Annotated in this window: 22 protein-coding genes; 13 read left to right on the forward strand and 9 right to left on the reverse strand. The window is 70.7% G+C overall.

What is annotated here, in order from left to right:
- Nucleotides 1-24 precede the first annotated feature (24 nt).
- From ACZ4UU_RS13015 to leuA, 3 genes are all read right to left on the reverse strand, one after another.
- The gene (locus ACZ4UU_RS13015) at nt 25-2,121 is read right to left on the reverse strand and encodes an MMPL family transporter (protein ID WP_468039335.1); all 2,097 of its coding nucleotides are present in this window, start codon (nt 2,119-2,121) and stop codon (nt 25-27) included.
- Nucleotides 2,122-2,369: 248 nt separating this feature from the next.
- On the reverse strand, nt 2,370-3,068 hold the full coding sequence (locus tag ACZ4UU_RS13020; protein WP_468039337.1) for a TerB family tellurite resistance protein: 699 nt from the start codon (nt 3,066-3,068) through the stop codon (nt 2,370-2,372).
- 273 nt (nt 3,069-3,341) lie between these two features.
- Nucleotides 3,342-5,063 carry a 2-isopropylmalate synthase gene (gene leuA, locus ACZ4UU_RS13025; protein WP_468039339.1) on the reverse strand — a complete coding sequence of 574 codons (1,722 nt, stop codon included), beginning with the start codon at nt 5,061-5,063 and terminating at the stop codon, nt 3,342-3,344.
- A 320-nt stretch (nt 5,064-5,383) separates the two neighbouring features.
- Between leuA and ACZ4UU_RS13030 the strand changes: the two genes are divergently transcribed.
- The 4 genes from ACZ4UU_RS13030 to ACZ4UU_RS13045 are packed head-to-tail and all read left to right on the forward strand — an operon-like array spanning nt 5,384 to nt 9,380.
- Nucleotides 5,384-6,454: a M4 family metallopeptidase gene (locus ACZ4UU_RS13030; RefSeq protein WP_468039341.1), complete on the forward strand. Its 1,071-nt coding sequence runs from the start codon at nt 5,384-5,386 to the stop codon at nt 6,452-6,454.
- Nucleotides 6,455-6,475: 21 nt separating this feature from the next.
- A complete protein-coding gene (locus tag ACZ4UU_RS13035; RefSeq protein ID WP_468039343.1) occupies nt 6,476-6,742 on the forward strand; it encodes a protealysin inhibitor emfourin in 267 nt (88 codons plus the stop codon).
- Between the two features lie 56 nt (nt 6,743-6,798).
- On the forward strand, nt 6,799-8,142 hold the full coding sequence (locus ACZ4UU_RS13040) for a GH1 family beta-glucosidase (RefSeq protein ID WP_468039345.1): 1,344 nt from the start codon (nt 6,799-6,801) through the stop codon (nt 8,140-8,142).
- The gene (locus ACZ4UU_RS13045) at nt 8,139-9,380 is read left to right on the forward strand and encodes an MFS transporter (RefSeq protein ID WP_468039346.1); all 1,242 of its coding nucleotides are present in this window, start codon (nt 8,139-8,141) and stop codon (nt 9,378-9,380) included. Before ACZ4UU_RS13040 ends, ACZ4UU_RS13045 begins: the two co-directional genes overlap by 4 nt.
- A gap of 14 nt (nt 9,381-9,394) precedes the next feature.
- Here the strand turns inward: ACZ4UU_RS13045 and ACZ4UU_RS13050 are convergent, their stop codons facing one another.
- Entirely contained in the window at nt 9,395-9,790 is a 396-nt protein-coding gene (locus ACZ4UU_RS13050) for a peptidase inhibitor family I36 protein (protein ID WP_468039348.1), read from the reverse strand.
- A gap of 123 nt (nt 9,791-9,913) precedes the next feature.
- A complete protein-coding gene (locus ACZ4UU_RS13055) occupies nt 9,914-10,768 on the reverse strand; it encodes an NAD-dependent epimerase/dehydratase family protein (protein WP_468039350.1) in 855 nt (284 codons plus the stop codon).
- Nucleotides 10,769-10,887: 119 nt separating this feature from the next.
- Between ACZ4UU_RS13055 and ACZ4UU_RS13060 the strand changes: the two genes are divergently transcribed.
- Nucleotides 10,888-11,736 (forward strand): helix-turn-helix transcriptional regulator, encoded by an 849-nt coding sequence (locus tag ACZ4UU_RS13060; protein WP_468039352.1) that lies wholly within the window; start codon nt 10,888-10,890, stop codon nt 11,734-11,736.
- Nucleotides 11,737-11,935: 199 nt separating this feature from the next.
- On the forward strand, nt 11,936-12,412 hold the full coding sequence (locus tag ACZ4UU_RS13065; protein WP_468039354.1) for a hypothetical protein: 477 nt from the start codon (nt 11,936-11,938) through the stop codon (nt 12,410-12,412).
- Between the two features lie 54 nt (nt 12,413-12,466).
- On the opposite strand, the gene ACZ4UU_RS13070 is transcribed toward ACZ4UU_RS13065, so the two are convergent.
- Nucleotides 12,467-12,805 (reverse strand): P-II family nitrogen regulator, encoded by a 339-nt coding sequence (locus ACZ4UU_RS13070; RefSeq protein WP_062724541.1) that lies wholly within the window; start codon nt 12,803-12,805, stop codon nt 12,467-12,469.
- Nucleotides 12,802-14,121, reverse strand: coding sequence for an ammonium transporter (locus ACZ4UU_RS13075; protein ID WP_468039356.1), 1,320 nt, complete (start codon nt 14,119-14,121; stop codon nt 12,802-12,804). The genes ACZ4UU_RS13070 and ACZ4UU_RS13075 overlap by 4 nt, the downstream gene beginning before the upstream one ends.
- A 165-nt stretch (nt 14,122-14,286) precedes the next feature.
- Here ACZ4UU_RS13075 and era point away from each other — a divergent pair, with 165 nt between their 5' ends.
- The 5 genes from era to ACZ4UU_RS13100 all read left to right on the forward strand — a co-directional run bounded on the left by era (nt 14,287) and on the right by ACZ4UU_RS13100 (nt 18,679).
- Nucleotides 14,287-15,246 (forward strand): GTPase Era, encoded by a 960-nt coding sequence (gene era, locus ACZ4UU_RS13080; protein ID WP_468039358.1) that lies wholly within the window; start codon nt 14,287-14,289, stop codon nt 15,244-15,246.
- 183 nt (nt 15,247-15,429) lie between these two features.
- Nucleotides 15,430-16,500 (forward strand): PhoH family protein, encoded by a 1,071-nt coding sequence (locus ACZ4UU_RS13085; protein ID WP_468039360.1) that lies wholly within the window; start codon nt 15,430-15,432, stop codon nt 16,498-16,500.
- Between the two features lie 15 nt (nt 16,501-16,515).
- Complete coding sequence (gene ybeY, locus ACZ4UU_RS13090; RefSeq protein ID WP_031476933.1) at nt 16,516-17,013, forward strand: rRNA maturation RNase YbeY; 498 nt, start codon at nt 16,516-16,518, stop codon at nt 17,011-17,013.
- Entirely contained in the window at nt 17,010-18,323 is a 1,314-nt protein-coding gene (locus ACZ4UU_RS13095; RefSeq protein ID WP_468039362.1) for a hemolysin family protein, read from the forward strand. Before ybeY ends, ACZ4UU_RS13095 begins: the two co-directional genes overlap by 4 nt.
- On the forward strand, nt 18,320-18,679 hold the full coding sequence (locus ACZ4UU_RS13100) for an MmcQ/YjbR family DNA-binding protein (protein ID WP_468039364.1): 360 nt from the start codon (nt 18,320-18,322) through the stop codon (nt 18,677-18,679). Before ACZ4UU_RS13095 ends, ACZ4UU_RS13100 begins: the two co-directional genes overlap by 4 nt.
- Nucleotides 18,680-18,689: 10 nt before the next feature.
- On the opposite strand, the gene ACZ4UU_RS13105 is transcribed toward ACZ4UU_RS13100, so the two are convergent.
- A complete protein-coding gene (locus tag ACZ4UU_RS13105; RefSeq protein WP_468039366.1) occupies nt 18,690-20,171 on the reverse strand; it encodes an MFS transporter in 1,482 nt (493 codons plus the stop codon).
- A gap of 148 nt (nt 20,172-20,319) precedes the next feature.
- Between ACZ4UU_RS13105 and ACZ4UU_RS13110 the strand changes: the two genes are divergently transcribed.
- Both ACZ4UU_RS13110 and ACZ4UU_RS13115 read left to right on the forward strand, forming a co-directional pair.
- Nucleotides 20,320-21,141: a helix-turn-helix transcriptional regulator gene (locus ACZ4UU_RS13110; protein ID WP_468040179.1), complete on the forward strand. Its 822-nt coding sequence runs from the start codon at nt 20,320-20,322 to the stop codon at nt 21,139-21,141.
- Between the two features lie 28 nt (nt 21,142-21,169).
- Nucleotides 21,170-21,523: a cytidine deaminase gene (locus ACZ4UU_RS13115; protein WP_468039368.1), complete on the forward strand. Its 354-nt coding sequence runs from the start codon at nt 21,170-21,172 to the stop codon at nt 21,521-21,523.
- Between the two features lie 66 nt (nt 21,524-21,589).
- Here ACZ4UU_RS13115 and ACZ4UU_RS13120 read toward each other — a convergent pair whose 3' ends face one another.
- Nucleotides 21,590-22,468 (reverse strand): MOSC domain-containing protein, encoded by an 879-nt coding sequence (locus tag ACZ4UU_RS13120; protein WP_468039370.1) that lies wholly within the window; start codon nt 22,466-22,468, stop codon nt 21,590-21,592.
- Nucleotides 22,469-22,477 lie beyond the last annotated feature (9 nt).

Genomic DNA, 22,477 nt, shown 5'->3' on the forward strand with positions numbered 1-22,477 from the left:
CGTCAGGGGAGGGGCGCCGTTCGGTCAAGGCACGGGTACGGCCATGGGCTCCGGTTCCTTCGGCGGGACCGGCGGCCGGGGCCCGTCGGGTTCGCGGGAGAGCCGTCCCGGCCACCACACCTTGCGGCCCAGGGCGACGCTCGCGCTGGTCACCAGGTAGGTGCGCACCAGGAACGTGTCGAGCAGCACGCCCACCGCGATGACGAGGCCCAGCTCGACGAGGGCCACCAGCGGCATGCTGGTGAGCACGGCGAAGGTGGCGGCGAGGACCAGCCCGGCGGAGGCGATGACGCCGCCCGTCGTGCGCAGCGCGGTGAGCGCGGCCGACGCCGGTTCGGCGCCGTGCAGGCACTCCTCGCGCATCCGGTGCATCAGGAAGATGCCGTAGTCGACGCCGAGCGCCACCAGGAACACGAAGGACAGCAGGCCCAGTCCCGGATCGGTGCCCTCGAAGCCGAAGAGCGGCTCGAAGAGAAGCCCGCCGATGCCGAGCGCCGCGCCCCACACCGCGACCACGGCCGCCACCAGGATCAGCGGCGCGACGACCGAACGCAGCAGGGCGACGAGGATCAGCAGCACGGACAGCAGCACGATCGGCACGACGACCAGCCGGTCCCGGGCGTTGGTGTCCTTCAGATCGATCTGCTCGGCGCTCGCCCCGCCGACGTAGGAGCCGTCGAGCTTGTCGCGCAGGGCCTCGATGGTGGCGGTCTCCGCGGCGGACTGGGGCGGCGCGGCGGCGAGGACGGAGATCTCGGTCCAGCCGTCTCCGGTACGGCCTTCCCGAGCGCTTTCGACACCGCGGGTGCCGCGGATCGAGGCGAGGGTCTCGTCGGCCCGCTCCCGCGGCGTGATGACGCTGATGGGCTGGGTGCCGCGTTCGGGGTAGGCGGCGGTGAGGGTCTCCATGGCGGCGACGGCGTCGGGCTTGCTGGTGAAGGAGTCCTCCTGCTTGAGGCTGCCGGGCAGGTTGAGGGCGCCGAGCGCGAGCGCGCCGAGCAGCACGGCGCCGGCCGCGAGGACGGTCAGCGGGCGGCGTCCGGCGGAGCTGCCCATCGCCGTGAACAGGGACCGGCGGGCCTTGGGTGTGCTGCCGTAGCGCGGCACGAGCGGCCAGAACACGCGCCGGCCCAGCAGCACCAGGATGGCGGGCAGCAGCGTCAGCATCGCGGCGAGCGCGCACAGCACACCGACGGTGCCGAGCGGGCCCATGCCCCGGCTGGAGTTGAGGTCGGCGGCGAGCAGGCACAGCAGTCCGGCGGCGACGGTGCCGGAGGAGGCGAGCACGGCGGGCCCGCAGCCCTTGAGCGCGGCGGCCATGGCGTCGTACGGCCGCTCGATCCGCCGTAGCTCCTCCCGGTACCGCGAGACGAGCAGCAGGGCGTAGTCGGTGCCCGCGCCGAACACGAGGATCGTCATGATGCCGGAGCTCTGGCCGGACACGGACGTCCCGAACCCCTGGTTGAGGCCGTAGGCGACGCCCATCGACAGATAGTCGGCCATGCCGGCCACGGCGAGCGGGACCAGCCACAGGAACGGGCTGCGGTAGATGAGGATCAGCAGCAGCGCGACCACGGCGGCGGTGGTGTAGAGCAGCGGTCCGTCGAGCGAGTTGTAGACCTCGCTCGCGTCGGTGGCGAGCGCGCCCGGCCCGCCGACGTCGACGCTCAGCCCGTCGCCGCCCCGCGCGATGTCCCGTACCTCGCCCACGAGCGCGTCCCGGGCCTTCTCGTCCTGCCCCGGCTCGGTGCTGGCGACCGGGTACATGAGGGTGGTCCCGTCCCGGGACGGGATGCCCTGCGGCTCACCGGTGAGCCGATGAGCGCCGGCGATCCGCTCGATCTGCCCGGCGGCGGTCGCCCGGTCCTGCGCGGTCAGCCCACCGTCCCGGTGATAGACGACGACCATCTCGGTCGCCTCACCACCCGGCAGCCGGTCCTCGATCCTGGCCACCTGCGTCGAGTCGGCGCTCGCCGGCAGATAGTCGACGGCCCGGTCCCGCTGTACGTCCGCGAGCTTCGAGGCGAACGGCGACGCGAGTGCGAGCACGGCGATCCAGAGCCCCAGCACGAGCCAGGGCACGGCCCGCCTCCGCCGTGTGCTTGTCCTTGCGGCCCCCATGCGACGGGCCTCCCTCCGGGTCGGATGTCTGGGTCGGTTTCCAGACTTCCGGCGCCGAGGTGCGGATTCGTCGGACGGGAGGGCGAGTTGGGGCCTACTGCCGGGGGCGGCACGACGGCGCGATTACTCCCTGGGGAGTACGGCGGGACGCGGCGCCTGAGTATCCGTACTCGTCGCGGCCGCGTCCGCGGCGTACCGCTGCTGTCCGGGGCTACGGCCGCCAGGGCCCGATGGTCCGCCGGACAGGCCTAGGACGGCGTCCGGGCCGCCGCTGCCAGCAGGCGGGGCACGTCCTCCGCGCCGATGGTGAGGGCGGCGCCGACCGTCGCCAGGACGTCGCGCTCGGCGGGGGTGTAGGGGCCGTCGGCCAGGGCGATACGTGCCCCCTGGAGCAGGATCGACTCCCGGCCGGGCGGTGCGAGGTGCGGGGCCAGCGGGTCCAGCGCTTCGTGGAGCTCTATGGCCAGCCCGGCACCGCAGGGCTCGGAGAAGACGCGTCCGGTGTCCGCCGCGAGGGCCTCCACCAGGGCGTTGAGCTGTTCCTCCGTGCAGTCGTCGAAGCCGGCCGCGCGCACGGTGACCGCCGCCGTCTCCAGGGCCGGCCGGGCACAGGTGCCGCCCGCCGCCAGCACCGCGAGGGCGACGGTGTGGACGGCGTCGCGGAGCATCGCGGAGAAGCGGGTGGTGGTCGGATGGTCGAGCGCGTCGGTGCCGAAGTGCCGGCGACAGGCCGCGCACTCCACGACGGGCCCGGTCTCGCCGCGCGGCAGCACCGGCACGCCGAGGAAGGTGAAGCGGCGATGCCCGCTCAGCCGCTGGTAGTTGCGGTCGCCTCCGCAGCCGGGGCAGAAGAACTCCCCGTCCCCGACGGCCGACCATGCGGTGCGGGTGCCCAGGATGCGCGCAGCCCTGGCAGCACGGCCGTCTCGTCCCCGTCCTGGCAGCACGTCGCACCTCCGTAAGCCCACGGCAACGTCGCCGCGCTTGCGTGATGTTAGCCACATCAGGGACGCGCAGTCAGTACCCCGAACGAGACCTTTCCGTGACCTGCACAGGTCAATGGCCGGAAAACGACGGGCCCCGCCCGCCAGGAAACGGCGGACGGGGCGTCTGAATCCGGGGCACGACAACGCCCTAAAGGGGCGCCGGGAGCTGCGCGACAAGCCACGACGAGCCCGCACGCACCCACTCTCCAGTGGACCTACGGCGAGAACGAACCGTCAACGAGCAGCCCGGTTGACGGCGGAGACGACCGCCTTCAGCGACGCCCGAGTCGTGTTGGCGTCAATCCCGATCCCCCACAGCACCTTGCCGTCGATCGCACACTCGATGTACGAAGCGGCCTGCGCGGACGCGCCCTCGCTCATCGTGTGCTCCTGGTAGTCCAGCAGCCGCACGTCGATCCCGATCGACTGCAGCGCGTCGAAGAAGGCCGAGATCGGACCGTTCCCGGACCCGGTCAGGACCGTGTCCTGACCATCCACCGTGGCCTCCACCTTCAGCGTGTCCACACCGTCGGTGTCGGTCGTCGACTGGTTGTTCTTGACCTGCACGCGGCCCCAGGGGTTCTCCGGGTTCGGCAGGTACTCGTCCTGGAAGACCGCCCAGATGTCGCCGCCGGTGACCTCGCCGCCCTCGGCATCCGTCTTGGCCTGGATCAGCTTGGAGAACTCGATCTGCATCCGGCGCGGCAGGTCCAGCTTGTGGTCGTTCTTCAGGACGTAGGCGATACCGCCCTTCCCGGACTGCGAGTTGACGCGGATGACCGCCTCGTAGGAGCGGCCGACGTCCTTGGGGTCGATCGGCAGGTACGGCACCGCCCACTCGATGTCGTCCACCGTGACACCCCTGGCCGCCGCGTCGGCCTCCATCGCGTCGAAGCCCTTCTTGATGGCGTCCTGGTGGGAGCCGGAGAACGACGTGTAGACCAGGTCGCCCACGTACGGATGGCGCGGGTGGACCTCCATCTGGTTGCAGTACTCCCACACCCGGCGGATCTCGTCGATGTCGGAGAAGTCGATCTGCGGGTCGACGCCCTGCGAGAACAGGTTCATCCCCAGCGTGACCAGGTCGACGTTGCCGGTGCGCTCACCCTGCCCGAACAGACAGCCCTCGATACGGTCGGCACCCGCCATCAGCGCCAGCTCCGCCGCCGCCACCGCCGTACCGCGGTCGTTGTGCGGATGGACCGACAGACAGACGTGCTCACGGCGGGACAGGTTACGGCCCATCCACTCGAAGCGGTCCGCGTGCGTGGACGGCGTCGAACGCTCCACCGTGGCGGGCAGGTTGAGGATGATCTCGCGGCCCGGACCGGGCTGATAGACGTCCATCACCGCCTCGCAGACCTCCAGGGCGAAGTCCAGCTCGGTGTCCGTGAAGATCTCCGGCGAGTACTGGTAGCCGAACTCCGTCTCCGGGCCCAGCAGCTTCTCGGCGTACTCCATCACCAGGCGGGTGCCGTCGACGGCGATCTGCTTGATGTCGTCCCTGGAGCCGCGGAAGACGACCCGGCGGAAGACGGGGGCGGTGGCGTTGTACAGGTGGACCGTGGCGCGCTTGGCGCCCTTCAGGGACTCCACCGTGCGCTCGATCAGGTCCTCGCGGGCCTGGGTCAGTACGGAGATGGTGACGTCGTCGGGGATCGCGCCGGGCTCCTCGATGATGGAGCGTACGAAGTCGAAGTCCGTCTGCCCCGACGCGGGGAAGCCGACCTCGATCTCCTTGTAGCCCATCTTGACCAGCTGGTCGAACATCCGGCGCTTGCGCTCGGGCGACATCGGGTCGATCAGCGCCTGGTTGCCGTCACGCAGGTCGGTGGAGAGCCAGCGGGGGGCGGTGGTGACGCGGTTCTGGGGCCAGGTGCGGTCCGGGATGTCGACCTGCTCGTAGCGGCCGTACTTGTGGATCGGCATGGAACTGGGCTGCTGGCGGTTCGCCATGATGCTTCGGGCTCCTCAGGGTGTCCGGAAGGACGGCCGACGACGCAACGCGAAGCTCCGCGGGGAGGGAGTCGACCTGGACTACAGGCCCTCGCCGCGGCAGCTAAGAAGAAGCAGCCCGAAACGCATGATGCGCAGCATGCTAGCCGAGCCGCTCCCCGTGCGGGGCGTCGTATCAGTATGCGGGACCCGGGGGACGAATAGGACAAAACGTGTTCCATACCACTTCGTCACAGAGCGTGCGGCTTCCTGTCCGCATATTTCACCAATCATGGTGGCGGGTAGTGACAGCACGGTGACCCAGTGCAAGGGTGCCGGGCATGACGACCAACGGGGGCTTCGAGCCCGTCTTCTGCACCGTCGTACCGCCGCACGTCCTCGACAAACTGGCCCGCAACGACGACCCCGCACTCTCCGGTCCGGCTCGCCGGACCCTGATGCGCGACAGCGAGCTGCGCGGCAGGCGCCGCGTGACGACCGAGTTCGCCCTCGCGGCCGCGCCGACGGCGAAGGCACCGTCGGACCAGCCGCTGCGCACCATCTTCGACGCCGAGCACCGCACCGCCCTGCCCGGCACCAAGGTCCGCGGCGAGGGCGAGGACCCGGGCCAGGACGCCACGGTCAACCGCGCCTACGCCGGTCTCGGCGCCACGTTCGACCTGTTCCTCAAGGCCTACGCCCGCCACTCCATCGACGGCGACGGCCTGCCGCTGGACGCCACCGTCCACTACGACGAGAACTACAACAACGCCTTCTGGAACGGCGAGCAGATGGTGTTCGGCGACGGGGACGGCGAGATCTTCCTCGACTTCACCATCCCGATCGACGTCATCGGCCACGAGCTCAGCCACGGCGTCACCCAGTACACGGCGAACCTCACCTACTACGGCCAGCCCGGCGCCCTGAACGAGTCCATGTCGGACGTGTTCGGCGCCCTCATCAAGCAGTACACGCTCGGCCAGACCGCCGCCGAGGCCGACTGGCTGATCGGCGCCGGACTCCTCGCCCCGGGCGTCACCGGCAAGGCCCTGCGCTCCATGAAGGAGCCGGGCAGCGCGTACGACGACGACGTCCTCGGCAAGGACCCGCAGCCCGCGACGATGGACGACTACGTCCGCACCGGCCGCGACAACGGCGGCGTCCACATCAACTCGGGCATCCCCAACCACGCCTTCTACCTGGCCGCCACCGCGCTCGGCGGCCACGCCTGGGAGAAGGCGGGACAGGTCTGGTACGACGTCCTGACCGGCGGCGAGCTGTCGGACCGAGCCCTGTTCACCGACTTCGCGAAGCTCACCGTGAAGGCCGCGCGCGAGCGCTTCGGCGACGGCGGCGAGGAGCTCCAGGCGGTGGAGAAGGCGTGGGAACAGGTCGGGGTGCGGATCCTGTGAGCCCGTACTAGACATTGACCTATGCGTATTCAGGTACAGCGCACGGGTGGGTTCGCGGGCATCGAGCGGCACGCCGAGGTGGACACCTCGGGGCGTCCCGACGCCCAGGAGTGGCATGCCCTGGCCGAGAGCGCGCTCGCGTCCGGCCGGGGCACGTCCCCCGTCGGGGTCCCGGACGGCTTCAGCTACCGGATCACCGTGGACGGCCGGACGGTGTACTGCGCGGATCCACGGCTCACCGACGAACAGCGGAAGCTGATCTCGCGGGTACTGAAAGAGGGCGCGTAAAGGCGCGTAACGGGCAGTTCACGCCGGGGCGTTGACTTCCGTTACCGCCGGTACGGATGATCCGGCGCATGGCGATCGATGAGCGCGGTACGCAGAGTCCGATACCCCGGTTCCCGGCCGGCTTCCTGTGGGGCGTATCGACGTCCGCCCACCAGATCGAGGGCGCCGCGAACGAGCGCGAGCGGTCCGTGTGGGACGCCTTCACGGCCGAGCCGGGACGGGTGAAGGACGGCTCCACGGCCGAGGTGGCCTGCGACCACTACCACCGCTACCCCGAGGACGTGGCGCTCCTCGCCGACCTGGGCGTGGACGCGTACCGCTTCTCGGTCTCGTGGCCCCGCGTGAACACCCCGAACGGCCTCGACTTCTACGACCGGCTGGTCGACGAGCTGTGCTCGGCGGGCGTACGACCGGTGCCGACGCTCTTCCACTGGGATCTGCCGGCCGGGCTGGACTGGCTCGACCGGGACACGGCCGACCGTTTCGCCGCGTACGTGTCCGTGGTCGCCGAGCGGCTGGGCGACCGTGTCGGCAAGTGGATCACGATCAACGAACCCGCCGAACACACCCTCCTGGGCCACGCCCTCGGCACCCACGCCCCGGGCCGCAAGCTCCTCTTCGACGCCCTCCCCGTCGCCCACCACCAGCTGCTGGCCCACGGCCAGGCCGTACGGGCGCTGCGCGCGGCCGGCGCGAGGGACGTCGGCATCGCCAACTCGCACGGCCCGACCTGGCCGGCCTCCCAGAAGCAGGCGGACCTGGAGGCGGCGGACTTCTACGACGTACTCCTCAACCGGCTCTTCGCCGACCCCTTGCTGCTCGGCGAGTACCCGGACGGCATCGGCGAGTTGCTGCCCGGGGACGTCGAAGCGGACCTGAAGGTGATCTCCGAACCTCTCGACTTCTACGGCGTCAACTACTACGCGCCGACCAGCGTGGGCGCCCCGCAGGGCACCGAGATCGAGTTCGGCGGGGTGCGGATGCCGGCCGAACTGCCCTTCTCGGTCCGGGAGATCGAGGGCGTGCCGACGACGGACTTCGGCTGGCCCGTGGTCCCCGAAGCCCTGACGGAACTGCTCACCGGCTTCCACGACCGCTACGGCGACCGGCTGCCGCCGATCGTCATCACCGAGAACGGCTGCTCGTACGAGGGCGTCGACGACCAGGAGCGGATCGCCTACCTGGACGGCCACATCCGCGCACTGCACCGGGCGGTCGAGGCCGGCGTGGACGTACGCGGCTACTTCGTCTGGTCGCTGCTCGACAACTTCGAGTGGGCCGAGGGGTACGCCCGGCGGTTCGGGCTCGTGCACGTGGACTTCGAGGACGCGGCGACGCTGAAGCGGACGCCCAAGGCGTCGTACGGCTGGCTGCGGGACGTGCTCCGGACGCAAGGATGACACTCGACGCCCTCGCCGAACCCGCGGACCGGGTCGGCAGGGGCTGGACCGCCGCGCTGTCGCTGGCCAACGTGGCGATCTGGGTGGGCTGGTACGGCCCGCTGCAGATCCTGCTGGCCCGGCAGGCGGAGGACTTCGCGCCCGGCACCGGGATGTCGAAGGAGACGCTGCTGGCGTGGGTGACCGGCGTCGGCGCGGCGGTGTCGCTGGCGGCCAACCCGTTCTTCGGCGCGCTGTCGGACCGCACCGCCGCCCGCTGGGGCCGCCGTACGCCGTGGATCGTGGCCGGCACGGCGGGCGGTGCGCTGTCGTTGCTGCTGCTCGCCGGGGCGAGCGGGCTGTGGGTGATGGCGGTGGGCTGGTGCCTGGTGCAGCTGACCCTGAACGCGGCCTTCGCGGCGGTGACGGCGGCGGTGCCGGACCGGGTGCCGCGGCTCCAACGAGGCTCGGTGGGCGGCTGGTTGGGGGCGGCGCAGATCCTGGGGGCGGTCGTCGGCACGGGCCTGGCGACGGCCGCGGGCGGGATCGCGGCGGGGTACGTGGCGTGCGCGGTGTTCACGGCGGCGGGGGTGCTGCCGTACGTGCTGCGGTACCGCGACCTGCGGCTCGGGGCCGCGGACCGTCCGGCGTGGTCCTGGGGTGCCTTCGCGCGCGGCCTCTGGCTGAGCCCGCGCCGCTATCCGGACTTCGGCTGGGCCTGGCTGACCCGCTTCCTGATCAACCTCAGCAACGCGCTGGTGCTTCTCTATCTGCTGTATTACCTGCGGGACCGCCTCCACCACGAGGACCCCGAGCAGGGCGTGCTGATCCTCACCGCCGTGGACACCGTGGCGCTGCTGGCCACGGTCGTGGTGGGCGGGGTCTGGTCGGACCGCGTGGGCCGCCGCAAGCCCTTCGTGAGGTGGTCCGGGGTGCTGATGGCGGCGGCCACGGCCCTGCTGGCCGGCTGGCAGACCTGGGTGGGCGCGATCGTCGTGGCGGCGTTGCTGGGCGTGGCCCTGGGGGTGTTCATGTCGGTCGACTTCGCGCTGATGACGGACGTCCTGCCCACGGCGCGGGACCGGGGCAAGGACCTGGGCGTCATCAACGTCGCCAACGCCCTGCCCCAGGTCGCGGCGCCCGCCCTCGCCGCGCCGATCGTCACCCACCTCGGCGGATATCGCGTGCTGTACGCGGTGGCGGCGGCGATCGGGTTGGCGGGGGCGGTGCTGGTGGGACGGATCAGGGGTGTGGACTAGAGCCTGCGATCAGCTCAGCATTCGCGGCCCCACCGTGCGCTGTGCAGGGTGACGGGGCCCTCGAAGGTCACCATGTTGGTGTCGTTCGGGTAGTGCAGGCACCCCTTGAAGTTGCCACCATTCTCCGGCGTGGTGGTGAGGTTGTACCAGATGTGGTCGGCACCCGGCTGGCGCACACCGTTGTTGACGATGGTCACCCCGTTTTCCGAGCGCAGGTCGTACAGATTCCCCTTCGACTTCCACGTCGGCTTGCCCGACGCCGTGTCGTTGTTCCACACGCAGACGTATTCCCTGGGGCAGTCCGCCGGGGCGGCCGTCGCCGACGGCGCCGCGGCCACACCCATGGCGCCCATCATCAGCACTGCCGCCACACCCATGCCGGCCTTCTCGCGCAACCGTGCCTTCACCATGTCGCCCCTCCGTTTTCGGTCACTCGGGGCAGCCGTGGTCGGTTGGGCCGCCCCCGAGTGACCCAGCATCGCGCGTGGTTCAGGGCGTCGGTCCCTGACATCTGTCAGGCAACCGGAGGCCGGTCACAGCGCTCCGGCCTCCCGGGCCGCGTAGACCGACGGGTACAGCGGGCGGTAGCCCAGCTCCCGGCGGATACGGACGGTGGAGGTGATCACGTGCCACGGGTCGGGGTCCGTGCGCTCGTACAGTTCGGCCGGGACGTCGACGCCGCCCAGCTGGTGCAACTCGACCGCCGTGACGGGGGCGTCGTCGGCGATGTTGTAGACGCGGCCCGCGATGCCCGGCGCGTGCAGGATGCGCAGCAGCGCCTGGGCGACGTCCGCGTGATGGCCCATCTGGAGCCGTTGGGTGGCTGCCCAGTGCCGGGCCCACATCAGCGACTGGGAGAGATGCGGATCGCCCTCGCCGTAGACGAAGGGGAGCCGGCCCACGCGCACGTCCAGGCCCTCCAGCGCGAGCAGCTCCCGCTCGGCCGCCGCCTTGGACTCCGGGTAGGCGCCCCACATCGGCCCGCCGGGCCGGATCTCGTCGTCCTCGGTCAGCGGGCGGCCCCGTCCGGTGCCGTACACCAGACCCGTGCTGACCTGCACGAAGCGCCGTACGCCGGAGGCCTGCGCGGCCCGGCCCAGCTCGACGGCCGCGTCCCGGTTGACCGCCCACGCCTCCTCGTCCGGCACCCCGCGGAAGGCCGCCGCGACATTCACGACCGCGTCGACCCCGGCGACCGCCTTGCCGAGCGCCTCCGCGTCCCGCAGGTCGCCGACGACGACCTCGGCGCCCAGTTCCGCGTACGGCTCACCCCGCGCCGCGTCCCGGACCAGCACCCTGACCTTCTCCCCCGCCCTGGCCTGTGCCAGCAGCCTCGGCACGAAGCGGCGGCCGACCTGCCCTGTCGTACCCGTCACCAACGTCAGCATGTCCTGTTCCTCTCGTCACCGACCACCCTCGGACGGGGCCGGGCAGAGCGGGAGAGACCCGTTGATCAGGGGATCGGCAGTCCCTGGATAAGCGGGGCGCGCTGTCGCAGGCTGGAGAGGTGAACCGAGCCGAACTCGCCGACTTCCTGCGCCGTGGCCGCGCCCGGCTGACCCCGTCGGACGTGGGCCTGACACCGGGTACCCGGCGTCGCACGCCCGGTCTGCGCCGCGAGGAGGTGGCGCAGCTGGCGGGTATGTCGGTGGACTACTACACCCGCCTCGAACAGTCCCGGGGCCCGCGCCCGTCCCGCCAGATGCTGACGGCGCTGGCCCGCGCGCTGCGCCTGGCCGACGTCGAGCAGGACCACCTCTTCCATCTGGCCGGCGAGGAGCCCCCGCGGCGCGAGACGGCGTCGGCGCATGTCCGCCCGGGGCTGCTGCTGATCCTGGACCGGCTGCACGACACCCCGGCGCAGGTGGTGAACGACTGCGGCGAGGTGCTGGCGCAGAACGCGATGGCGAAGGCCCTGGTCGGTGACGTGATGTCCCGCCCGCGCCGGGAGCGCAACCTGACCCGTCTCTTCTTCCTGGACCCGGCCGCGCGCACCCTCTTCCCGCAGGAGGACCTCGCGGGCCACGCGCGCTCCCACGTCGCCACCCTGCGCGCGGTGGCCGCGGCCCGCCCCGACGACCCGGAACCGGCCGCGCTGGTGGCCGAACTACGGGCGTCCAGCGAGGAGTTCGCCCGCCTCTGGGACGAACACGAGGTGTCCCAGCGCAACAGGGCGACGAAACGCTTCGTCCACCCCCTGGTCGGCATCCTGGAACTGGACTGCGAGGTCATGGTCAGCCACGAACACCACCACCTCCTGGTCGTCCACACCGCCCGCCCGGGCACGGAGGCCTACGAGCGCCTGCAACTGCTGCGCGTGGTGGGCTTTCAGGACATGTCGCCCAGCGTTCCGTAGTTGACCCATGGGTAGTTGAGGCCGGAAATCACCCTTGCCGACCCCCGCCCCACGCGCATCAATGGAAACGGCGGTTCCGACGGACCGTCAGATTCGGCTCTCCACGCAGTGTGTCCGTACCCACCCTGCCGAGCGCTCCACCACCCCCCACAGGCAAGGCAGACGGAATTCCCCCACCCCCGAAAGGGAGCGAATCCCCATGAGACGTATGCGCATCGGAGCTGGCGCGACGCTGGTCGCCGGAGCCCTCGCGGTCACCGGACTGGCCTTCGCGCCCGCCGCCCTCGCCGTGGCCCCCGGCACGGCCACGATCACCGCCGACTGCGGCAGCTTCGGCGGTGGCGAGGCCACCCTCACGGCGACGCAGGACGGCACCGCCGCCACCATCACCGTCAACTCCTCCGCGATCACCGCGCCGATCGCACTCGGGGAGGACTCGATCTCCTCGACGCTCACCCTCGTGAAGGCGAGCGGCGGAACCGTCGCCTTCAGCGGCACGGAGAACCCGGCGATGGCCGCCGGTGACCCCGTCCAGGTCGGCCCGCTCAGCGGCACCGTCGCCTCCGGGGACAGCCTGGAGGCCTTCGGCGGCTCGCTGCAGATGACCGTCTTCGGCATCACCATCACGTGCACGGCGACCGGGCCGCAGTCGCCGGGCCCGTTCGTGTTCGACTGACGATCAGCTTCGACTGACGATCAGCAGAGGGCGCGGTCCCCGGCGCCCGGCGCTCTACAGCGCGTCGGGGCCGCGCTCGCCCGTCCGGACCCGTACGACCGTGTCGACCGGCAGCGCCCAGACCTTGCCGTCACCGATCTTGCCGGTCTGGGCGGCCTTCACGATGGCGTCGATGACGTCGTCGGCCGCCGCGTCGTCGACGACGACCTCGATCCGGACCTTCGGCACCAGGTCGACCTGGTACTCCGCGCCCCGGTACACCTCGGTGTGGCCGCGCTGACGGCCGTAGCCGCTCGCCTCGGTCACGGTCAGACCGTGCACGCCGATTTCCTGGAGGGCGGTCTTGACCTCGTCGAGCCGGTAGGGCTTGACGATCGCGGTGATCAGCTTCATGCCTGCTTCTTGACCTTCTGCGCGGCGGGGACGGAGGTGGAGAGGGACGAGGTGACCGGGGCGCCGTGCGCCAGGACCCCGTGATCGTAGGCGCTCTCGGCGTGCACCGTAAGGTCCAGGCCCTTGTGCTCCTGCTCCTCGCTCGCCCGGAAGCCCATCACCTTGTCGATGACCTTGCCGATGCCGTAGGTGACGAGGAAGGCGTACGCCGCCACGACCACGATCGCCACCGCCTGCTTGCCGAGCTGCGCGAGTCCGCCGCCGTGCAGCAGGCCCTCGGCGCCGCCCGTCATGGTGGCGGTCGCGAAGACGCCGATCAGCAGGGTGCCGATGACGCCGCCGACCAGGTGGACGCCGACGACGTCCAGCGAGTCGTCGTAGTTGAACCGGAACTTCCAGGCCACGGCGTACGAGCAGACGACACCGGCGGCGAGGCCGATGACGAGCGCGCCCAGCAGCGACACCGAGCCGCAGGACGGCGTGATGGCGACGAGACCGGCGACCGCGCCGGAGGCGGCGCCCAGCGTCGTCGGGTGGCCGTCGCGCTTGTGCTCGACCAAGAGCCAGCCGAGCAGACCGGTGCAGCCGGCGGCGAGGGTGTTGAGGAAGACGGCGGCCGCGAGCCCGTTGGCGCCGAGGGCGGAACCGGCGTTGAACCCGAACCAGCCGAACCACAGCAGGCCCGCGCCGAGCACGACCATCGGCAGGTTGTGCGGCCGCATCGCGTCCTTCTTGAACCCGAGCCGCGGCCCGAGGACCAGGCAGAGCGCCAGTCCGGAGGCGCCGGAGGTGATCTCGACGGGCAGACCGCCGGCGAAGTCGAGGGCGCCGAGGTGTTCGAGGATCCAGCCGCCGGGGCCCCAGGTCCAGTGGGCGACCGGAACGTATACGAGCAGCGCCCACACCGGCACGAACACCACCCACGCCCCGAACTTCGCCCGGTCCGCGACCGCGCCGCTGACCAGCGCGGCGGTAATGATCGCGAAGGTCAGCTGGAAGGTGGCGAACAGGAGGGTCGGGACGGTGCCCTGGACGCTGTCCGGCCCGAGACCGGCCATCCCGGCGTGCTCCAGCCCGCCGATCAGCCCGCCGGCCGCGTCGGCCCCGAAGGCGAGCGAGTACCCGCAGGCCAGCCACACGACGGTGACGAGCGCGATGGACACGAAGCTCATCAACAGCATGTTGAGGACGCTCTTCGTGCGGACCATGCCGCCGTAGAACAGGGCCAGGCCCGGTGTCATCAGCAGGACGAGGGCGGTGGCGGCGAGCAGCCAGGCGGTGTCGCCGGTGTCGACGCTTGCGGCGGCGAGGGTCACGGTTGTCTCCAACGGTGCGAGGGCTCGTCAGAGATTCACCGGTTCGCGTTTCCGGCCGCGTACGGGTGTGTTTCGGTGACGTTTCGTTGCGCGGGGGTTTCCGGAAGCTCACCGGGCGGGCCGGGGTCGGGCGCATGTGCGGCAGGGCTCTGTGGATCAGGGAGAATGGGCGCCATGAGCGTTCGCAGTAAGTCATCCGAGCCGTCCGAGGCGCCCCATCGCGCCGGCTTCGCCTGCTTCGTGGGCCGCCCCAACGCGGGCAAGTCCACGCTGACGAATGCTCTGGTCGGCCAGAAGGTGGCGATCACCGCGAACCAGCCGCAGACGACGCGGCACACCGTGCGCGGGATCGTGCACCGGGACGACGCCCAGCTGATCCTGGTCGACACCCCCGGACTGCACAAGCCGCGCACCCTGCTCGGCGAGCGCCTCAACGACGTCGTGCGCACCACCTGGGCGGAGGTCGACGTGATCGGCTTCTGCCTGCCCGCGAACGAGAAGCTCGGCCCCGGTGACCGCTTCATCGCCAAGGAACTCGCGTCGATCAAGAAGACGCCGAAGATCGCGATCGTCACCAAGACCGACCTCGTGGACGGCAAGACGCTCGCCGAACAGCTCATCGCGATCGACCAGCTCGGCAGGGAACTCGGCTTCGAGTGGGCCGAGATCGTCCCCGTCTCGGCCGTCGGCGACAAGCAGGTGGGCCTGCTGGCCGACCTGATCGTCCCGCTCCTCCCGGAGGGCCCGGCGCTCTACCCCGAGGGCGATCTCACGGACGAGCCCGAGCAGGTCATGATCGCCGAGCTGATCCGCGAGGCGGCCCTGGAGGGCGTCCGCGACGAGCTCCCGCACTCCATCGCCGTCGTCGTCGAGGAGATGCTCCCCCGCGAGGACCGCCCCGCCGACAAGCCCCTCCTCGACATCCACGCCTTCGTCTACATCGAGCGCCCCAGCCAGAAGGGCATCATCATCGGCCCCAAGGGCAAGCGCCTGAAGGACGTCGGCATCAAGTCGCGGAAGCAGATCGAGGCGCTGCTGGGGACGCCGGTCTTCCTGGACCTCCACGTCAAGGTGGCCAAGGACTGGCAGCGGGATCCTCGGCAGCTGCGGAAGCTTGGGTTCTGAGGGCTCCGAGCGCTGGATCGGCCTGACCGCCGGCCATGAACATCCTCCACATCGTCGTGAAACCTCGCTGCTGAAAAGCCCTACGGCGTTGTCAGTCCCCCGGCGTACCCTGGAAATCGCCAGGCCGCCCATGTGGCGGGCGAGTCGTATCGAGGAGGACGAGCAAGGCCTACGAGCCGGCCCATGACTCAGACACCCACAGCTCACACACCCGCGCAGGGGCAGGCGAGAGCACAGTTCACCGTCCCCGCCCAGCACCCCATGGTGACCGTGCTGGGGTCCGGCGACTCCCTGCTGCGTGTGATCGAGAAGGCCTTCCCGGCGGCCGACATCCATGTCCGGGGAAACGAGATCAGCGCGGTCGGCGACGCCGCTGAAGTCGCCCTCATCCAGCGCCTGTTCGACGAGATGATGCTGGTGCTCCGCACCGGACAGCCGATGACGGAGGACGCAGTGGAACGCTCGATCGCCATGCTCAGAGCGAGTGAGAACGGAGAGGGGCCGGAGGAGACCCCGGCCGAGGTCCTCACCCAGAACATCCTCTCCTCGCGCGGCCGCACGATCCGCCCCAAGACCCTCAACCAGAAGCGGTACGTCGACGCGATCGACAAGCACACGATCGTATTCGGCATCGGTCCCGCCGGTACGGGCAAGACCTACCTCGCCATGGCCAAGGCGGTGCAGGCCCTGCAGTCCAAGCAGGTCAACCGCATCATCCTGACCCGGCCCGCGGTCGAGGCCGGTGAGCGGCTCGGCTTCCTGCCGGGCACGCTCTACGAGAAGATCGACCCCTACCTGCGCCCGCTGTACGACGCGCTGCACGACATGCTGGACCCCGACTCGATCCCGCGGCTGATGGCCGCCGGGACCATCGAGGTGGCGCCGCTCGCGTACATGCGTGGCCGGACCCTGAACGACGCCTTCATCATCCTGGACGAGGCCCAGAACACCAGCCCCGAGCAGATGAAGATGTTCCTCACCCGCCTCGGCTTCGACTCGAAGATAGTCATCACCGGTGACGTCACCCAGGTCGACCTCCCGGACGGCACCAAGTCCGGTCTGCGGCAGGTGCAGGACATCCTGGACGGCGTCGAGGACGTCCACTTCTCGCGGCTGTCGTCCCACGATGTCGTCCGGCACAAGCTGGTCGGCCGTATCGTCGACGCGTACGAGAAGTTCGACAACAAGCACGGCACCCAGAACGGCACGCACAAGGGGCAGAGCCGGGGCAAGTCCGGGCACAAAGGGAAGTAGAGACCGAGCAGCACCATGTCGATCGACGTCAACAACGAGTCCGGAACCGAGGTCGACGAGCAGGCGATCCTCGACATCGCCCGCTACGCGCTCGCGCGGATGCGCATCCACCCGCTCTCCGAGCTCTCGGTGATCGTCGTGGACGCCGACGCCATGGAGCAGCTCCACATCCAGTGGATGGACCTGCCCGGTCCGACGGATGTCATGTCCTTCCCCATGGACGAGCTGCGGCCCCCGTCGAAGGACGACGACGAGCCGCCCCAGGGGCTCCTCGGTGACATCGTGCTGTGCCCCGAGGTCGCCGCCAAGCAGGGGGCCGAGGCGCCCACGCAGCACTCCATGGACGAGGAGCTCCAGCTGCTCACCGTCCATGGCGTGCTGCATCTGCTCGGGTACGACCACGAGGAGCCGGACGAGAAGGCCGAGATGTTCGGTCTCCAGGCCGCCATCGTGGACGGCTGGCGTTCAGAGAAGGGCCTGACGGGTCCGTCGCCGGCCCCGACCGTGTCATGAGCCTTCCCCTCGTCTCCGGTGCCATCGCCCTGGTGATCGTGGCCTGGCTCGCCGCCTGCGCTGAGGCCGGCCTGGCGCGCGTCTCCAGCTTCCGCGCCGAGGAGGCCGTACGCAGCGGGCGGCGCGGCAGCGAGAAGCTCGCGCTGGTCGCCGCCGACCCGACGCGCTATCTGAACGTGGCGCTGCTGGTGCGCGTGGCCTGCGAGATGGCCGCCGCCGCGCTGGTCACGTACGCCTGCCTGAAGGAGTTCGACAGCACCACCGAGGCGCTGCTGGTCGCGATAGCGGTCATGGTGCTGGTGTCGTACGTCGCCGTCGGGGTCTCCCCGCGCACCATCGGCCGCCAGCACCCGCTGAACACGGCGACGGCGGCGGCGTACGTCCTGCTGCCGCTCGCCCGGATCATGGGCCCGATCCCGTATCTGCTGATTCTCATCGGCAACGCGCTCACCCCCGGCAAGGGCTTCCGCCGGGGCCCGTTCGCCTCCGAGGCGGAGCTGCGGGCGCTGGTCGACCTCGCCGAGAAGGAGTCGCTGATCGAGGACGAGGAGCGCCGCATGGTGCACTCGGTCTTCGAGCTCGGCGACACCCTCGTACGGGAGGTCATGGTCCCGCGCACCGACCTCGTCGTCATCGAGCGCTACAAGACCATCCGCCAGGCCCTCACCCTCGCCCTGCGCTCCGGTTTCTCGCGGATCCCGGTCGTCGGGGAGAGCGAGGACGACGTGGTCGGGATGGTGTATCTGAAGGACCTGACCCGAAAGACGCACATCTCGCGGGAGGCGGAGAGCGAGCTGGTGTCGACGGCGATGCGGCCCGCGTTCTTCGTGCCCGACACCAAGAACGCCGGTGACCTGCTGCGTGAGATGCAGAAGGAGCGCAACCACGTCGCCGTCGTCATCGACGAGTACGGCGGCACCGCCGGCATCGTCACCATCGAGGACATCCTCGAGGAGATCGTCGGCGAGATCACCGACGAGTACGACCGTGAGCTGCCGCCGGTGGAGGAGCTGGGCGAGGGCCGCTACCGGGTCACCGCCCGCCTGGACATCACCGACCTGGGTGAGCTGTACGGCCTCGACGAGTACGACGACGAGGACGTGGAGACGGTCGGCGGGCTGCTGGCGAAGGCCCTCGGCCGGGTCCCGATCGCCGGGGCGTCGTCGGTGGTGGAGCTGCCCGACGCCCGTGAACTGCGGCTGACCGCGGAGGCGGCGGCCGGCCGGCGGAACAAGATCGTGACGGTGCTGGTGGAGCCGGTGGCCCCGGTGCCGGCGGCGGAGGAGGAGCGGGAGGCGAAGGCGGAGTGAGCCCCGAGGAGCTGCGCGGCTTCTGTCTGTCGTTCAACGCCGCCGTGGAGGACTTCCCCTTCAACCCGGACATCTCCGTCTTCAAGGTCCTGGGCAAGATGTTCGCCCTGAGCTGGATGGACGCCCGCCCGCTCACCGTCAACCTCAAGTGCGACCCGGAGGACGCGGTCCGGCTGCGCGGCGAGCACCCCGGCCTGATCATCCCCGGCTACCACATGAACAAGCGGCACTGGAACACGGTGACGGTCGACGGCGAGCTCCCGGACCGGCTTGTCCGGGAGCTCGTCGAGGACTCGTACGACCTGGTCGTGGCGGGTCTGCCAAGGGCCGACCGGCTCCGTCTCGACCGCCCCTGAGCCGCACCCGTCACACCGAGCGGGCCGTCCGCCGGGTCCGCAGTCCGATCGCGACCAGCACCGCCGCGGCGAGCACGATCCCCGCGTTGAGCGCCAGCACCGTGCGGGTGCCGGACAGCAGGTCGTCGGAGGTCGTCGCGAGGACGCCCAGCAGCGGGATGCCGACGGTGAGTCCGACCTGCTGGGTCGAGGTGACCAGGCCGGTGGCCAGGCCCTGCTCCTCGTCGGGGACGCCTGAGGTGACCGTCAGGCCGTAGGAGATGATCGCGCCCAGGTGGAACATGCTCGCCAGCGAGACGGCGGCCGTGGCGAGCCAGACGGACCAGGTGTGGGCGTCCAGGAACACGAGGCCGGCGATGAAGGCGCCCTGCCCGGCGAGCGAGACGACCAGTGTGCGGCGGGCGCCGAGACGGCTGACGAATTTCGGGGTGAGCGTGCCCGCGAGCACCGACATGACGCCCTGGACCCCGAAGACCAGGCCGGTCTGCCAGGCCGAGAGGTGCAGGATCTCCTGGAGGTAGAGGGTGAGGACGAAGATCACCGTCGACATCATCGAGAAGGTGACCAGGCCGCCCAGGTTGCCCCAGGCCACCGTGCGGCGGCGCAGCATGGGCAGGGAGACCAGGGGTGCCGCGGTGCGGGACTCGACGACCGCGAAGGCCGCGAGGAGCGCGAGGCCGGCGATCAGTGTCGCGACGACGTCGACGCGGGCGAAGCCGTGGTCGGCGGCCGTAGTCAGGGCGTAGATCAGGGACAGCAGACCGCCGGTGACGGTGACCGCGCCCGGCACGTCGAGTTGCGGGCGGTCCGGAGTGCGGGACTCGGGCAGCAGGCCGGGCGCGAGCGGCAGCACGATCAGGGCGAAGACCGCGAGCAGACCCATGGTGGAGCGCCAGCCGAACGCGTCGGTCAGGACGCCGCCCGCGACCATGCCGATGGTGAAGCCGAGCGACATCAGCGTGCCGGAGATGCCGAGGGCGCGGTCCCGGGCGGGGCCCTCGGCGAAGGTGGTGGTCAGCAGGGACATGCCGGTCGGGACGATGACCGCGGCGCCGAGACCTTGCAGGGCGCGACCCGCGAGGAACGACGCGGGGTCCCAGGCGAACGTCGCGAGGACCGAGGCGGCGGCGAACAGGGCGAGGCCGGTGAGGAACAGCTTGCGGCGGCCGTAGAGGTCGCCGATGCGGCCGAAGAGCAGCAGGAACCCGCCGGACGGCAGCGCGAACGCCGTGACCGCCCACTGGAGTGCGGACTGGCTCATGCCGAGGTCGGCGCCGAGGACGGGCAGGGCGACGTTCAGGACGGAGAAGTCCAGCGCGACCATGAACTGGGCGGCGCACAGGACGAACAGGACGAGTTTGTCGCGCGTCGACATCCGGGGTTTGTCGGGCGGTGGGGTGGAACGGGTGGCCGGGTCGGAACCGGTGGTCGGGAGGGAGCCGGAGGGCGGGAGAGAGCCGGGGGTGTCGGGGGTCGTGGTGTCGATCGCCATGGGTAAGAGCCTGCTGGCGTCGGAATAGCCGTGGGGAGCGGCAAGTTGTGCTGGTGGTGGCACCACCAGCCAACAGAACGAGGGGGATCGGTACGTGTCCGTGGACACGCTGAAGAGTCATCGGCGGCGCGAGCTGCGCGAGTTCCTGATGAGCAGGCGGGCCCGGGTGACCCCGGCCGACGCGGGTCTGCCGGACGGTGGCGCGCGGCGCCGTACGCCGGGGTTGCGGCGCGAGGAGGTCGCCGTGCTCGCCGGGGTGGGTGCCTCCTGGTACCAGTGGCTGGAGCAGGGGCGGGACATCTCCGTGTCGCCGCAGGTGCTGGACTCGGTGGGCCGGGTGCTGCGGCTGAGCAACGCCGAGCGCCGGCATCTGTATCTGCTGGCCGGGCTGAATCCGCCGGAGCGCGAGGTGGAACCCGAGAAGCGGGACATGTGCGCCGGGTTGCAGCGGCTCATCGACACCTGGATGCCGTATCCGGCGCACATCATGGACCGGTACTACAACGGCGTGCTGTACAACGACGCGGCGATGACGGTGCTCGGTATGCGGCCCGGCAAGCGGTGGAACTGCCTGATCGACTTCTTCACGGATCCGATGTACCGGTCGCGGGCGAGGAACTGGGAGCACAACGCCCGTACGGTCGTGGCGCAGTTCCGCGCGCTCTGCTCGGCGTCGCCCGACGACGAGGGGTTCCAGGCGGTGCTGGCCGAGGCGCGGGCGTCCAGTGCGGAGTTCACCGAGTTGTGGGAGCGGCGGGACATCGAGGACGCCGGGCAGATCCGCAAGGAGCTGGACCATCCGTTGGTGGGGCTGCTGTGTCTTGAGTCGAGCGTGATGCAGATGCCGGCGCGGCCCGATCTGTCGATCGTGCTGCACACGCCGCTGGACGAGGCGAACACGGCGGCGAAGCTTCAGTGGCTGGCGTCGCCCGAGGGGCGGCGCGGGGCGATGTACCCCGTGGCCGGATAGGGCCGGTGGCGCTACGTATGCTCAGCTCATGACCGACAACAGCGCGCTCGACCCCGAGGACCGCAAGATCGTCACCCTGGCCCGTTCCGCGCGGGCCCGTAACGGCGTGGCCGAGGGGGCGGCCGTACGGGACGACACCGGCCGTACCTATGTCGCCGGGACCGTCGAACTGGACTCCCTGAAGCTGAGCGCGCTGCGGACCGCTGTGGCGATGGCGGTGGCTTCCGGGGCCTCGTCGTTGGAGGCGGCGGCGGTGGTGACGGAGGCGGAGGCCGTTCCGGCGGAGGATCGGGCGGCTGTGCGGGATCTTGGTGGGCCGGGGACGCCGGTGTTGGTGGCCGGGGTGGACGGGGCGGTGCGGTCCACGACCCCGGCAGGCTGAGGTCGGGCCCTTCCTCGCTCCCGCGCTGGTCGCGCCCACGCGGCGGAGCCGTAACCGGAGGGCTTCCTACAGTTCGGCCTCGCCCCACTTCTGGACGACCACCTCGTCGCCGACCGACAGCTTGCCCGGTCGCACCACGGAGAACTTCGCGCCGAACACCACGCCTCCGCTCGCCGCGCGCCGGTAGCCCGCGAGCGTACGCAGCGGCTCCGGCCCCTGCCGCGCCCCGGCCTCCTGGTCGACCAGAGTGACCGCGCAGCGCACCGCGAGCTTGGCGTAAGCCAGTTCGGCCCCGCCGATACCGATGCCGCGTGCGCGGTCCTCGGCGTGCGGTGCGGCCGCCCAGTCGCCACCGTCACTGCCATGACCTTGGCCGGGGCCGCTGTCCACGACGATGTTCGGGCGGAAACGGTTCATCGGCAGGGGCGGGGAGCCGCGCTCGGCCATCCGCCGGTTGAGGTGGGTGAGGGAGGCCCTGGACAGCAGGTGTACGGCACTGCTGTCGGCGTAGCCGGAGGGGCCGGGGGTCAGGCCGTCTGCGACACGGTCGTGCTCCGGGGGCACGCGGACCAGGCGGCTGGGGGTGCTGAGAACCTCCGAGAGCCAGGCAGCGGCTTCGTCGCCCTGGTCGATCCCCTGGAAGGTGGCGCCGAACAGGTCGACATCGCGTCGCGGCGCGGACAAGGCGACGTGGAGGCGCACTGTGCCGTAACGGCCCGTTGTGTCGGTCGAGTCGAGTGTGAGCCGGCTGCCGTCGGCGCTGACCGCGGGTCGGATCAGGGCGAGGCGGGGATGACGGCGCTGGGTGCGATAGACGCCCTCTTCGCTGATCACCATGAAACTGCGGTCGTGCGCGAGTCCCGCCGGGGTGAGGAGCGCATCGCTCATCGACGTGCCCGCACATCCCTTGACGGGATAGCAGATGAGATCTACGACGCCGGCCATGTGCTGCCT

The sequence above is a fragment of the Streptomyces sp. NPDC028907 genome, from assembly GCF_055564995.1.

Coding starts and splice junctions, on each gene's coding strand:
- ACZ4UU_RS13110 (WP_468040179.1), top strand. CDS start 20,320: ATGAGCAGGCGGGCCCGGGTGACCCCGGCCGACGCGGGTCTGCCGGAC.
- era (WP_468039358.1), top strand. CDS start 14,287: ATGGGCGCCATGAGCGTTCGCAGTAAGTCATCCGAGCCGTCCGAGGCG.
- ybeY (WP_031476933.1), top strand. CDS start 16,516: ATGTCGATCGACGTCAACAACGAGTCCGGAACCGAGGTCGACGAGCAG.
- ACZ4UU_RS13120 (WP_468039370.1), bottom strand. CDS start 22,468: ATGGCCGGCGTCGTAGATCTCATCTGCTATCCCGTCAAGGGATGTGCG.
- ACZ4UU_RS13050 (WP_468039348.1), bottom strand. CDS start 9,790: ATGGTGAAGGCACGGTTGCGCGAGAAGGCCGGCATGGGTGTGGCGGCA.
- ACZ4UU_RS13040 (WP_468039345.1), top strand. CDS start 6,799: ATGATCCGGCGCATGGCGATCGATGAGCGCGGTACGCAGAGTCCGATA.
- ACZ4UU_RS13105 (WP_468039366.1), bottom strand. CDS start 20,171: ATGGCGATCGACACCACGACCCCCGACACCCCCGGCTCTCTCCCGCCC.
- ACZ4UU_RS13065 (WP_468039354.1), top strand. CDS start 11,936: ATGAGACGTATGCGCATCGGAGCTGGCGCGACGCTGGTCGCCGGAGCC.
- leuA (WP_468039339.1), bottom strand. CDS start 5,063: ATGGCGAACCGCCAGCAGCCCAGTTCCATGCCGATCCACAAGTACGGC.
- ACZ4UU_RS13045 (WP_468039346.1), top strand. CDS start 8,139: ATGACACTCGACGCCCTCGCCGAACCCGCGGACCGGGTCGGCAGGGGC.
- ACZ4UU_RS13055 (WP_468039350.1), bottom strand. CDS start 10,768: ATGCTGACGTTGGTGACGGGTACGACAGGGCAGGTCGGCCGCCGCTTC.
- ACZ4UU_RS13085 (WP_468039360.1), top strand. CDS start 15,430: ATGACTCAGACACCCACAGCTCACACACCCGCGCAGGGGCAGGCGAGA.
- ACZ4UU_RS13115 (WP_468039368.1), top strand. CDS start 21,170: ATGACCGACAACAGCGCGCTCGACCCCGAGGACCGCAAGATCGTCACC.
- ACZ4UU_RS13095 (WP_468039362.1), top strand. CDS start 17,010: ATGAGCCTTCCCCTCGTCTCCGGTGCCATCGCCCTGGTGATCGTGGCC.
- ACZ4UU_RS13070 (WP_062724541.1), bottom strand. CDS start 12,805: ATGAAGCTGATCACCGCGATCGTCAAGCCCTACCGGCTCGACGAGGTC.
- ACZ4UU_RS13030 (WP_468039341.1), top strand. CDS start 5,384: ATGACGACCAACGGGGGCTTCGAGCCCGTCTTCTGCACCGTCGTACCG.
- ACZ4UU_RS13035 (WP_468039343.1), top strand. CDS start 6,476: ATGCGTATTCAGGTACAGCGCACGGGTGGGTTCGCGGGCATCGAGCGG.
- ACZ4UU_RS13015 (WP_468039335.1), bottom strand. CDS start 2,121: ATGGGGGCCGCAAGGACAAGCACACGGCGGAGGCGGGCCGTGCCCTGG.